Origin of the sequence: Chloracidobacterium thermophilum B (assembly GCF_000226295.1) — a bacterium.
GTDB classification, from domain to species: domain Bacteria; phylum Acidobacteriota; class Blastocatellia; order Chloracidobacteriales; family Chloracidobacteriaceae; genus Chloracidobacterium; species Chloracidobacterium thermophilum.
In genome coordinates this window covers 628598-640969 of sequence record NC_016025.1, presented here as the reverse complement: position 1 = coordinate 640969, position 12372 = coordinate 628598, and the positions used below count along the sequence as shown (strand labels likewise).

The window sequence follows — 12372 nt, the reverse complement described above, 5'->3', positions numbered from 1 at the left end:
CCAGCGCCATGACGGCTCCACAGGCGGATGAGGTGTTCGTACTACGGCAGTGCACTGACCTTCGGAATGTAGGACATCACCTGCTGCGTAAAGGTGATGAGTTGGGTAAACGTCCAGCTTCCAAAGAAAATCAGCGTCAGTACGGTAGCAATCATCTTGGGCACGAACGTCAGCGTCTGCTCCTGAATTTGCGTCAGGGCTTGCAGCAGGCTGATGACCAGCCCCACGACAAGACTCACCACCAGCGCCGGCAGGGACAAAATGAGAATCAGCCAGAGGGTTTGGTTGGCCAGCGTCAAAAATGTCTGCATGGGCACCCCTGTTGAATGAAGCCGTCAGGCATAGCTGAGCACGAGATTCTGGATGAGCGTCACCCAGCCCTTGACCAGCACAAAGAGCAGCAGCTTGAAAGGGAGGGAAATCATTGTCGGCGACAGCATGAACATCCCCATCGCCTGCAGGATGTTCGACACGAGCATGTCAATGACGAGAAAGGGAATGAACAGCAGGAAGCCAATCTGAAACGCCTCGGTCAACTGGCTGGTGACAAACGCCGGCACGACGACGCGGAAATCCCGTACCGTAATGGCATTCGGGTCCTTGCCGTTTTTCTGCGCCAGACGCTGGGCCAGCCCCAGAAACAGACGGCGGTCGGCTTCGTGGGCATTGCGTTCGAGAAAGGCACGGAGTGGCTCCTTGCCCTTGTCCAGCGCCTTGAACAGCGTATCCGCCCGCATTTCCGTGAAAACCGGCGCGGTGGCGTCCGACAGGCCGGCTTCCTCCAGCATTTTCTCAGCGACAGGCGCCATGATGAATATCGTCAGAATGAGCGAAATCCCGGTGATAACCTGGTTGGGCGGCACCTGCTGCGTGCCCAGCGCGTTTCTGAGGATGGAAAGGACAACCGAGATTTTGACGAATGAGGTCATCATGATGAGCGCAAACGGAGCCAGCGCCAGCGCGCCCAGGGTGACAACCAACACCACCGGGTTCGCCTGAAGCGCCCCCTGCGCCGTCGCCACCAGAGACGAACTGATGCCCATCCCGGCAAAGAGGGAAAGCGTCGCCACGGCTTTCACAAGACCAGAACGCAATGCCATCCGCGCCTCACTTTCGCATCAGCCACCGCCCGACGGACTGCGCCAGCAGCGGCGGCGGTTGAGAGGTCTCACGTGCTGCCAGGTGCTTCTCGACGGCAGCCGCATCGAGGGTTTCCATCACCTGAAGTCCGGCTTCCGACACGCCGACCAGCAGGTACTTTCCGTTGACTTCAACGACATACAGCGTCCGGCGCGGTTCGAGCGGCAGAACGTCCACAATGTGCATCAACCCGGTCGGCCGGCGCAGACCGAGGCCGCCCAGTTTCGGCAGGACAACCCGCAGGGTGACATAAGCGACGCTACAGACAATCCCCAGCGCGACGAGGGTCTGGAGCAGTGCCCAAAAGAAACCGCCGCCGGTTGGCGGAAGCGGTTCAGTGGTGGCCTGCCATCCGATGAGCGCCAGCATGGCTTAGCTCCGTGCCTGGGTGATGCGTACCCCCAGACGGCCCTCGACATCCACGAGTTCACCGCGCGCAATGGGACGGCCATCAATCGTCAGCGTCACCGGATCGGTCGGCTTGCAACCGAGTTCAAGGACGTACCCTGTGCGCAACTGGGCCACTTCCTCAAGGCGCAGGCGGCGCGCCGCCAGCTCGATGCGTACCGTCACGGCAAGGTCATCCAGGGATACGGCCGGTGGCGTGGCCGTTTCTTCAGTCGGCATGGAAGTTTCCTCAGACGAAAGCATGGGTAATGTGGGAACGATGTCCTGGATGGTCAAGCGAAATTCGTCATCCAGTTCACCGAACAGCATCAGGGTTTCTGGAACGCCTACCGTGACGCTCCCGATGCCGCCCGGCTGGAGCACCGACTGGATTGTTTCGAGGATGACAAAGTCGCCGATTTCGAGCGTGCGAAGCTCTCCGTAGGTCGCTTCGACCAGTCCGATGACCAGTGCGGCGGAAAACGTCGGCTGCACCCTGGCCAGCTCAGCCACGTGCTTCTGGCGAATGAGCGCCAGTGTGGGGTCGGAAACCGGCCGCGCCAAGAGGTGGCTGCCCACCTGGCGAAATGCTTCGAGCGTTGCCGCGTCCAGGATGAATTCGGCAAATCCAACGGCTTCGGCAAACTTCAGGCTGACGGTGCCCACCAGATAGCGGGTCGGGGTGTCGGACGTGGCGGCCGACTGGAAATGTCCAAAGGACAGCCAGCGCGCGCAGGATGTCAGCCGCAGCGTCGGCTCGCCAAGCAAGGCGTTGACATCCCAGGCCAGGGTAAGCAGCAAAAACTCCAGCGCCGCTGCCTCGGCCGAAGTGACCTGGCGCAGACCGTCCGGTGGTGTGCCGTTGCCGCCCAGCATCCGTTCCACAAGCGCCGCCGCAAAGCTGGCGTCCGTTTGCAGAAACAGAGTCGCTCCCGGTTGACCAACGCCAAAAGTGGCGCAGAAACGGTGACTGTCTGTGGTTTGCCCAAGTTCGGCTGCGCTGACTTCAGACCAACCGAAGGAAGTCATCCCGAACAGTTCCGGCGGCGTACGGAGAATGGTCAGCAGCCGGGGCGCTGCCGCCCGGAACATCGCCCCGAAAAGCCAGGTCGGAACGCTGCCCAGTCTGCGGCTGGCCTCGACCTCGGCCCGGGAGCATTTGGGCAGCGCGTCCGTCCAGTGCCGCTCGCGGGCCGGTGGCTCCTCCGTTGGTGGAGGCGCCACTTCCGGTTCAACCGGGGCCACGGGCTGGGCAAACAGGTCAAAAGCAAAGGGATCATCCAGGGTTTGACTCATGGGGCGGTGCTCCCTCGATTCGCTGTTCGGCCACCCGCGCCGGGGCGGGGCTACAGGGTGCGCATCACCAGGGCGAGGATGTCCTCACGCTCACCTTTCACCGGATTGAAGGACAGGCAGATGTCTTCCAGGGTCAGGTCGGTAATCGCCGCCGCTGTATCGGCATCCGTCGGCACGCCGACTTCCCGGTACTGCATCGGGACGCCGCACCGTTGCTTCAGCTCACGTACGGCGGCAATGGCGGCCGTTGCCAACGCCTCGGTGGATTGCCCGGTGTCAGCAATGCCCATGGCGCGGGCAACGGCGGCGTAGTAGGTCGCCACCGCCGGCAGGTTGAACTCCATGACAAAGGGCAGGGCAATCGAGTTGGACAGCCCGTGGTGCACGCCAAACAATGCCCCGACGGAGTGGGCAATCGCGTGCACCGCGCCAACCGGCGAGTTGGAAAACGCCATGGCGGCCATGGTTGCCGCATACTGCATTTTGGCGCGGGCTTCGGTCGGCCCTGGCTCCCGGACAGCCGCTTCCAGATTGTCGGCAATGAGTTCAATGGCGCTCAGGGCAAGCGCGGCCGAAATGGGTTCGCGCTCAACGCAGGAATAGGCCTCAATGGCATGGGTGAGCGCGTCAAATCCCGTCCAGGCAACGAGTTTGGCCGGCAGCGTCGCCACCATGTTGGGGTCGAGAATCGCCATGCGCGGAAACAGGAAGGGGCTGGCGATGGTGAGTTTGCGGCGCTGGACGTTGTCTTTGACAACCGCCGCCAACGTGACTTCACTGCCCGTGCCAACCGTGGTGGGAATGGCCAGAATCGGGGTGATGGGGCCGGGCACCATAAACCCACCTTCATACTCACTGGCTTCCCCGCCATAAGCCGCAATGACAGCCGAAATCTTGGCCGTGTCCATGACACTGCCGCCGCCCACGGCCACGATGAGCGATACCTGCGCTTCGTTGAGTCTGGCGGCCGCACGCTTGACATACTCCGTGTCTGATTCAGCCGGTACGTCGTCCATGACGGCCACGATGGTGTAATCCGAATCGGCAAAGGCCTGCCGGACAACATCGAGCAAACCGGCGGCCGCCACGCCGGCGTCGGTAAAGACGGCAAGGCGGGTGCGTTCGGCCAAATCGGGAGCAAGCTGGAGTTCAACGGTCAGGTTGCCGACTTTGCCAATCCCGTATTTGATTTCGGTCGGAACGGCAAACGTGGCATCCGGGCGGGTCAGGGGTGGATTGCCGGAGATGAAGCCCATCAGAGAAGGTCCTCGGTTGTGTGGAGATGAACTTGGGAGTGCAGGACAGGTTACGCCTGGCCCGGTCACTATAGCGTAGCGTCCGGCCGGACGCACGAGTGCCGTTTATACCTTTCCCGTCCGTCTGTTCCGGCAGCCTTTCGTTTTCCGAACCAGTGTTATTCAGCCAGAGTTTCCACCGGGTCAAGCCGCGCCGCCCGCCAGGCCGGATACAGTGCGCCCAGCGCCGTACTGAGCAGGCTGATGAGTGCTGCCAGGCCCAGCCAGCGGAGTTCAATCTCCGGGCGCAGAGCGGTAAACGCCGTGATGCCGGCAACGGCCAGATACGCGGCTCCAATGCCCAGCAGCAGACCGAGCAGGCCGACAAACAGCGCCTCGGCTTCGATGGCCCGGATAATCCACCACGGCGACGCGCCAAGCGATTTCAGAATCCCGATGTCCCGCTTGCGTTCGGCGATCGTGGTGTACATCGTCAGAAAAACAAACGTGATGCCGACGGCCACCGCCAGCCCGATGACCAGTTTGAGAAAGGTGTTGAGCGCCGGAATGCCCTGCTCGTAAGCCGCCGGCAGGTCGCGGATGAAAATCACCGTGTTGTCGGGCAGTTCCTCAACGATGTGGGCGGCGACGGCTTCCTGTTCAGCCGGGTTGGTGCACTTGACATAGATAAACGTGCACCGTTCCGGGGCGGCGAGCAGCTTCTGCATCGTGGCAAGTTGCATTTTGAAGCGGGCCGTACCGGCTTCCGGCACATACACGCCCGTAATCCGAAAGGGGCGTTCAAAAACCATGACCGTATCGCCGATGGCCACCCGCCGGGTACGGATGAACTCGGCATCCACAATGGCGTCGTATTCCTCAACCGGCGGCGTCCCGGCCTGAAGGCGGATACCGGTCAGGCGCTGGTAGCTTTCCCACTCGATGCCCTCGATGATTTCCACGCCGATGCCATAGTCGCTTGGTTTGAGATACTGCCCTACCGGAGCCGCGTCGGCCACGCCGGCAATCTGCCGCAGGCGGTCGGTGTACTGGATTGGCATAACCAGCGCCGAGGTGGAAGTCAGGTTGAAATCGCGCCAGAACATCAGTTCCGCCCGGACGTTTGTTTCCCGCTGGGCGCGTCCGCGCTGGGAGCCGTTGACCAGACCGACATTGACCAGAATGAGGGTGACGGCCAGCGCCACGCCAAAGGCGCTGAGCGCCGTCCGCACGGGCCGGTGCCGTAGATTTGACCAGACAAGTTGAAACAGCATCGGGAAAGGTCAGGGTTTGCGTCCGATGAGAATGACCCGGCGCGAAGCATCCGCCACGTATGCCGAAAGGTCATAGTCGCCGAAAGTGGACTGGACGTGCAAACCGGCGGCTGCAAAAAAGTCCTTCAGCATGGGCAGGCGGATGTCCTTGACGCGCTCGACAAAGCGGAACGACCGGCCGCCATCTTCAAAGGCAATCGTCTTGAGGATGAAGCCATCCCGGTATTCGCGTTGGATTTCAAAGCGGATGCCGCCGATGACCTGTACGCTGAAGGGCGTCAGGCGGGGAACAACCCAGTGGGCGTTGAGAAAATCGAGGACGAACCAGCCGCCCGCATCAAGCGCCTGGGCGGCAGCGGCAACGACGCGCGCATTTTCGTCGTCGTCGGCAAAGTAGCCAAAGCTGGTGAACATGTTGAAGGCGCTGCGGTAGCCGCCACGGGCAAAGGGCAGCCGCATGTCGTGGACGTGGAACCGCAGGGTTGCACCAGCGTAGCGCTGGGCGACGGCAATACAGGCCGGGGAGATGTCGAAGGCGTCCACTTCGAGGCCGTGTTCGTGGAGGCAGGTAGCGTGGCGGCCGCGTCCGCAGCCGATGTCCAGCACGCGGTCGCCGGGGCGCAGCTCCAGATGTCGTACGAGGTTGGCAATGAAGAAACAGGCTTCGGTTTCGTCCCGGTGGTGGTAGAGCAGGGCGTAGTATGGGCTTCCGAACCAGTCTTCACCGGCCAGGGCAGCGGGGGTTGGGGCGGCAGATTCCGGCTGCGTCATAGGTGGAAAAGCTAATGACGGTCGGCGGGAAAACGCAAGCCGTAGCGGTGTCGTTCCTGAAGCTTTCCCGTTGTCGGCCTGGCTTGCCGGTCGGGTCACGGTTTTTCCGGCGCCGGGAGGTTTCTCCGGTTGTATCCGTCTTGTCCCTCCGTCATAATGGCGACACATTTCCAGCTTGTACTGGGCGAAGTTCAACGCTCGCGGGCACGGCCCGGAATCATCCTGAAAGGAAACGGCTATGCGCGGAATACCTGGACTGATCGGCATCGGCTGCTTTTTGGCGGGTATTTACGGACTCGGACGCAAAATTGTCCTGACAACCGGCAGCGGGGGCTTGTTTTACAGCAGCGGCCGCGGCTGGTGGTATGGCTGGTGGTATGGCATTGCCGCCGCCGGCACGGTGCTGCTGGCACTGGCCGGACTGCTGGCCGTGGTGTTTTTGCGCGGGCAGGCCCGCTGGATTGGAGCTGGTCTTTTGGGGCTGAGCGGTATTCTGGTTGTCTTTTCCGGGCGCGCCGTACTGCTCCCGACGACACTTTTTGAGTTTCTCGTCTCTGCCTTCCTCATGGCAATTGGCGTCAAGCTGTTTCTGAATTCGGCGCTGGCGAACCGTGGGCTTGGCTACTGACCCGGACTGGCAAGGGAACGGCATCTGCCATGAACCCCTACTTCTGGAACGGGCTGCAACACGCGCTGGCTGGTCTGGCGTGCGCGTGGGGCTTTTTTGCGCTGGCGAAGAAACTGAAGGCGACCGCATCACCACGGTCAGAGCCAGCGTCAGAAGCCGCCTCCGCACGTGCGGACGCAGACCCCTCGCCCGTACGGCTGTCACAGGCAGGGTTCTGGCTGGCGCTGCTGATGGGGTCCAGTGCGCTGTTTTTTCTGCCGGGGCACATTGACCGTCCGGGGACGTGGGCTGACTGGCTCTGGCAGTTTACCCACTACCCCATACCGGACTGGGACATTTTGTGGCTGGGAATGCCCTGGCACCGGTGGTTTCTGACGCACTCGGTGCTCATTCCGCTGGTCGTCGTTGGGCTGACGTTCGAGCATCGGCTGTGGCGTGCGGTCGGCTATGGGCTGGCCGTCGGCGTGGCCAGTCACCTCGCCTGGGATGCGATGACGCAAAGCCCCGGCACGCCGATTGTCTTTCTACCGGATGTGTTTCTGATTCGGGGGGACACCGCCCGGACGTGGCTTCTGGCCCAGGCGGTGCTGGCCTTTGGGCTGGCCGTTCTGGCCGAACGGCGGCATCCGATGGATACCTAGCCGGGAAGTCTCTGGGGCAAATGAACATTCGCCCGTGCGGTTTGCATTCCGCCGTTTGTCCCGCTGCCCAAAACCGGAGCGGCTGTTGTCCGGTCTTTCTGGTATGGCGTTGGGTCGAAGCCGGCCCACGTGATGCCTTCCACGCCGTCAAACCGCTGCGCCATCACCGCCAGCGCCTCCGGGTTGTTGTCCACGAGCAGGAAACGGCGGCCGAGTTCCAGCGCCGCCGCGCCGGTTGTGCCGCTGCCGGCAAAGAAATCCAGCACCAGCGCGCCGGGCAGCGATGACGCCTGAATGATCCGCCGCAGAATGCCCAGCGGCTTCTGGGTCGGGTAGCCCGTCTTTTCGGCACTGTTCGTCGGCACAATCGTGTGCCACCACGTGTCCGTGGGAAGCTTTCCCCGCGCCGCCTTCTCCGGGCCAACCAGCCCCGGCGCCATATAGGGAATGCGCTCAATGGCCTCCTGATTGAACACATACCCCTCAATGTCTTTGACATAGAACAGGATGTTGTCGTGCTTCGCGGGCCAGCGGCGGCGCGGACGGCCGCCGTAGTCATACGCCCAGATGATTTCGTTCAGGAATTTCTCCCGCCCGAAGATGCCATCGAGCAGGATTTTGCAGTAGTGGACTTCGCGGTAGTCCACGTGGAAATACAGCGAGCCGTGCGCGGCCAGCACCCGGTGCGCTTCCACCAGACGCGGTTCCAGAAATGCCAGGTAGTCGTCGAATTCGTCGCCAAAAGACCGGCGGCCGATGACCAGGCTGGCGTAGCGCCGCCCCTGAAAACCAATCCGGTCGCCGGTGTCCGAGCGTACCGTCCGAAGCTGAGTCCGGCGCTGAACCCGGCCGGTATTGAACGGCGGGTCAATGTAGATGAGGTCCACCGAAGCCGACGGCAGGCAAGCCAGCACGTCCAGGTTGTCAGCCAGATGGATGCTGCCTTTCGCGTCGGGTTCCAGCATGCCTGCCCTCAGTCCCGCGAATCCACAGGATGCGGGGATTTGGAATAAGCCCTGTGGCGGACGCACACCAAATCCTGACACATCCGATGATTATCGGAAACTGGCGCTATTTCCGTTCCTTGAACTGCTCGTAGAGTTCCGTGTGGCGACTCGTCAGTTGTGCCGGACGGCCGTCAATGAAGGCATATTTGACGCGCGTCCGGGGTTCGAGCAGATCGCCATCGGCGACCACGACGTTCGCCATTTTCCCCACATCGAGCGATCCCAGACGGTCGCTGACGCCCAGCACTTCGGCCGCCGAAAGCGTCACCGCCCGCAGAGCCGCCTGGGGGCTGAGGCCAAACGCCGCCGCCATCCCGGCGTGATAGGGCAGATCGCGGACGTGCGCCCCGTTGTCGCCTGTCGAGATGCAGAACTTCACACCCGCCTGGTGCAGCTTGGCCGCATTTTCATAGAGCACATCGTAGGGATCATCTTCCCGGCTGGGCAGGTCGAGCACGCCTGTCAGAATGACCGGGACGTTTTTGGCTTTGAGTTCCGCCGCACACATCCATGCGTCATTGCCCCCAACGATAATCGGGCGCAGCCCCATGTCCTCGGCAAAGGCCAGCACGGCGTGAATGTCCTGCGCCCGGTCAGCCCGGAAAAACACCGGCATTTCACCGCGCAGCGCCGGCAGCAGGCTTTCATACACAACGTTTGTCGCCGGACGCGGGATGTTCGGGTCGGCGGCCGCGGCGGCTTTGGCGCGGCCGTAATCCGCGGCTTCGCGCAGCACCTGCCGGAGTTCCTCGACACGCCGGTTGCGCGTCGCAATGGCCTCGGCAATGTTGGCCGGCGGCGGCTGGCGAAACGCTGCAAACGGCCCCCCGCCACCGGTGTTCAGCCGTGGAAAGTTGATGACCAACCCCAGCGACGGTACAACCGCCATTTCCTGCGGCGACGTTCCGTAGAGGTTGATAAAGGTTGCCTGTCCACAGATGACGCCGCCATCAGGCATTGTCGCCACATTCGTGATGCCGTTGTAGCGTGTGACGCGCACGTGGGCGCTGTGCGGATTGACGGCCACGATGGCGCGCGCGTTCGGGTTGTAATCGCCGACTTCGCCCTGATCCACCGTGGCGGCTACGGCCGGGATTTCAACCAGGCCCAGCGATGTCGCCGCGTCAATCATGCCGGGATAGACCGTCAATCCCTTGCCGTCAATGATTTGCGCCCCGGAGGGAATGGCCGCCGTGGCACCGACGGCGGCAATCCGGCCGTCCCGGATGACCAGCGTGCCGCGCTCGATGGTTTCTCCGCTGACCGTCACCAGTCGGGCGTCGCGGATGGCCACGGTCACGCGCGGCGCAATATCCAGCTTTTGCTGGGCAAGGGCGTCAAGTGTCAGGGCCAGGCAAAAGCCAAGGCCCGCTACCAGCCGAAACCAACGAAGTTGACCAACAGCTCTCATCGTCGCGCTTACTCCTTTGTCATCTGCATGCAGTTGTCGCCGAAGCTGTAGGCCGGACGGCGGCGGGCCGGCACCGGCGGCGGTGCGCCGCCACCCTGTGGACGGTTGACTTCCGCCGCTTCAAGCTCGGCGCGCTCCCTGGCCAATGCCTCGCGTCGCGCCAGGTCGGTTTGCCGGTCAAAAAACACTTCGCCGTCTATGAACGTCGTCTCAACACGGGCATAGACGCTCAGAGGATGCGCCGTCCAGATCGCCAGGTCGGCATCCTTGCCGACTTCCAGTGAGCCAACCCGCCGGTCAATGCCCAACTGAATGGCCGGGTTGATGGTGATGAGCCGCAGCGCCTCGTTTTCGGTCAGGTCGCCGTATTTCATGACGCGCGCGGCTTCCATGTTGAGCCGGCGCGCGCGTCCGTCATCATCCGAGTTGAGCGAGACAATGACACCGGCGCGGGTCATCAGGGCGGCGTCATGCGGAATGGCGTCGTAGGCTTCGACCTTGTAGGACCAGAAATCGGCAAAGGCGGAAGCGCCGGCGCCGTGTTTGGCAATTTCACGGGCAATTTTGTAGCCCTCCAGCACGTGCTGGAGCGTCCGCACCCGAAAGCCGAACTCCTCGGCCAGATTCATCAGCATCAGGATTTCTTCGGCGCGGTAGCAGTGCGCATGCACGTAGCGTTTGCCTTCCAGCACCTCAACGAGCGGCTCAAGCTGCAAGTCCCGCCGGGGCGTTACGACATTTTCGCCACGGGCTTTGGCGGCGTTGTAGTCATCCCACTGGCGCTTGTAATCCCGCGCCCGCACGAAGGCATCACGGATGGTTTCCTCCACGCCCATGCGTGAGTTGGGATACCGCTGCGTCTGGCCCGGAAAACGGAAGTTCGACCGCTTGGGATTTTCACCCAGAGCAAACTTGATGCCCGGCGGAGCATCGGGGAACAGGAATTCCTCGATGGGCCGCCCGTACTTGATCTTGACGACCTGGTTTTGTCCGCCAATCGCGTTGGCCGAACCGTGCAGCAGGTTCAGCGTCGTAACACCGCCAGCCAGAGCGCGGTACAAATCCACGTCGTTCGGGTTGAGCACGTCGCGGATGCGGCACATGGAAGTCACCGAAAGCGAACCCTCGTTGACCGCGTCAATCATCGAATGCGAGTGACAGTCAATGATGCCCGGCAGGACGTACTTCCCCGTGGCATCAATGACCCGCGCGCCGGCTGGAGCTGTCAGACCCTTGCCGATTTTGGCAATCTTGCCGTTCTCGATAAGCAGGTCACTGTTTTCCAGTGTGCCTTTGGTGACGGTCAGCAGGGTGGCGTTCCTGATGAGCGTTGGTGTCTGGGCCTTCTGCTGGGCTGGCGTCCGGGCCGGCGTTCCGAAGCCGAGCGCCGTGGCCAGCCCACAGGCGAGGGCAAAGCGTAAGGGTGTGGTGTTCAGCATACAAACGTCCTCAGACCTCCGAGCGGGGTGATGGCAGGTTGCCGACTGGGGCGGTGTCGTGCCGCCACGTGGGGCCGGCCGGTTCGTCAGGCGGTTGACAAGCTCCCTCATTCGACGGCTTCTCCGCGCCGGAAGCTGTTTTCTTCTTCCGGGAGCAGGGGGTTTTCGTACAGGTGTGCGCCATTCCATGTCCAACGCCTGGGGATAATCTCCGGCGCGCGGCGGTCGCGTGGGTAGGCGCGCAGCGATGAGTAGTGCGTCACGAACGATTTGCGCGTCAGGTTGGGATTGTTGACCTTCGTCCCGCCGTGGGCCAGCGCAGCGTGCCACACGAACATGTCGCCCTTCCTGGGAAGAAAAACCTGGCGTTCGATGCCCCGTGCCGCGCAGTGTCTTTCCAGGTGTTCCCGGAAGGCATCTTCCCGGAGCGGCGATTCCGGCGTCAGAAAGAGACCGTTCCCGAAGTTGAACTTGGGCAGCCGGTGGGAACCAGGGAAATAACCGAGCGGGCCGGCGTCCGGGTGCACGTCCTCCAGCGCAATCCAGGAAGCAGCCAGGTGGCTGGGAATCTGCGCCACGACGTAGGGAAAGTCCTGGTGCGTCCATTGTTCCGAGCCGTGGATGAAGGTCAGCGACTGCATGGCCACAACCTCGTCCTGAAACACATGGCGCAGAAACGTCACGGCCTTGGCGTTGAGGGCCAGTTTCTTCCCGGCCACCGAGTGGTTGTGAAAGTCCATGAGCCGAAGGTGATGTTCGCCTTCGAGTGTTTCCCGGGACAACGCCTGCACCGGCTGGACGCCAAAACTTTCTCCCAGAACGAGCGCCCGCCAGCGCCGCTGTGCATAGAGTTCTTCGATGTCGGCCAGGTAGGCGTCAATCAACTCGTGGCTGACCGCCTGGGGAAAGATGGCATAGCCCAGATCGCGCCACGACCGCAGTGCCGGCCCGAACATGTCCTGTTCCGCCTTGGAAAGGCCGCGCAGATAGCCTTCGAGATCGGCTTCCGGGCGGTCAATCCAGGGCAGCGTCTGGGGATCAAAGTCAGGTTCCGCCGCCTTGTCCGGGATGCTGCGGCGTCCGGGGAAAAACGTTTTCAGCCACGATCCAAGCATTGCTCTCTGGTTTGCGGGCGGCTTACCC

Annotated in this window: 13 protein-coding genes; 2 read left to right on the top strand and 11 right to left on the bottom strand. The window is 62.4% G+C overall.

Annotation, left to right across the window (positions count from 1 at the left end; translation table 11 throughout):
- Nucleotides 1–41: 41 nt before the first annotated feature.
- The 7 genes from fliQ to CABTHER_RS13705 all read right to left on the bottom strand — a co-directional run bounded on the left by fliQ (nt 42) and on the right by CABTHER_RS13705 (nt 6103).
- A complete protein-coding gene (gene fliQ, locus CABTHER_RS13735; protein WP_014101275.1) occupies nt 42–311 on the bottom strand; it encodes a flagellar biosynthesis protein FliQ in 270 nt (89 codons plus the stop codon).
- A gap of 24 nt (nt 312–335) precedes the next feature.
- On the bottom strand, nt 336–1100 hold the full coding sequence (sctR, locus tag CABTHER_RS13730; RefSeq protein ID WP_014101274.1) for a type III secretion system export apparatus subunit SctR: 765 nt from the start codon (nt 1098–1100) through the stop codon (nt 336–338).
- Nucleotides 1101–1107: 7 nt separating this feature from the next.
- The gene (locus CABTHER_RS13725) at nt 1108–1509 is read right to left on the bottom strand and encodes a FliO/MopB family protein (protein WP_014101273.1); all 402 of its coding nucleotides are present in this window, start codon (nt 1507–1509) and stop codon (nt 1108–1110) included.
- 3 nt (nt 1510–1512) lie between these two features.
- Nucleotides 1513–2823, bottom strand: coding sequence for a type III secretion system cytoplasmic ring protein SctQ (sctQ, locus tag CABTHER_RS13720; protein ID WP_014101272.1), 1311 nt, complete (start codon nt 2821–2823; stop codon nt 1513–1515).
- A 50-nt stretch (nt 2824–2873) separates the two neighbouring features.
- Complete coding sequence (locus CABTHER_RS13715) at nt 2874–4079, bottom strand: iron-containing alcohol dehydrogenase (RefSeq protein WP_014101271.1); 1206 nt, start codon at nt 4077–4079, stop codon at nt 2874–2876.
- 158 nt (nt 4080–4237) lie between these two features.
- Complete coding sequence (locus CABTHER_RS16235; RefSeq protein WP_014101270.1) at nt 4238–5332, bottom strand: ABC transporter permease; 1095 nt, start codon at nt 5330–5332, stop codon at nt 4238–4240.
- Between the two features lie 9 nt (nt 5333–5341).
- Nucleotides 5342–6103, bottom strand: coding sequence for an SAM-dependent methyltransferase (locus CABTHER_RS13705; protein ID WP_014101269.1), 762 nt, complete (start codon nt 6101–6103; stop codon nt 5342–5344).
- Nucleotides 6104–6341: 238 nt separating this feature from the next.
- Between CABTHER_RS13705 and CABTHER_RS13700 the strand changes: the two genes are divergently transcribed.
- Nucleotides 6342–6731, top strand: coding sequence for a hypothetical protein (locus CABTHER_RS13700; RefSeq protein ID WP_014101268.1), 390 nt, complete (start codon nt 6342–6344; stop codon nt 6729–6731).
- A 29-nt stretch (nt 6732–6760) separates the two neighbouring features.
- Nucleotides 6761–7372 (top strand): DUF5942 domain-containing protein, encoded by a 612-nt coding sequence (locus tag CABTHER_RS13695; protein ID WP_014101267.1) that lies wholly within the window; start codon nt 6761–6763, stop codon nt 7370–7372.
- On the opposite strand, the gene CABTHER_RS13690 is transcribed toward CABTHER_RS13695, so the two are convergent.
- From CABTHER_RS13690 to CABTHER_RS13675, 4 genes are all read right to left on the bottom strand, one after another.
- A complete protein-coding gene (locus CABTHER_RS13690; protein ID WP_014101266.1) occupies nt 7369–8337 on the bottom strand; it encodes a DNA-methyltransferase in 969 nt (322 codons plus the stop codon). The two genes, CABTHER_RS13695 and CABTHER_RS13690, sit on opposite strands and share 4 nt — an antisense overlap.
- Nucleotides 8338–8443: 106 nt before the next feature.
- Entirely contained in the window at nt 8444–9790 is a 1347-nt protein-coding gene (locus CABTHER_RS13685; protein WP_014101265.1) for an amidohydrolase family protein, read from the bottom strand.
- A gap of 8 nt (nt 9791–9798) precedes the next feature.
- Nucleotides 9799–11229, bottom strand: a complete 1431-nt coding sequence (locus CABTHER_RS13680) for an amidohydrolase (protein WP_014101264.1) — start codon at nt 11227–11229, stop codon at nt 9799–9801.
- Nucleotides 11230–11336: 107 nt separating this feature from the next.
- The gene (locus tag CABTHER_RS13675) at nt 11337–12344 is read right to left on the bottom strand and encodes a phytanoyl-CoA dioxygenase family protein (RefSeq protein WP_014101263.1); all 1008 of its coding nucleotides are present in this window, start codon (nt 12342–12344) and stop codon (nt 11337–11339) included.
- Nucleotides 12345–12372 lie beyond the last annotated feature (28 nt).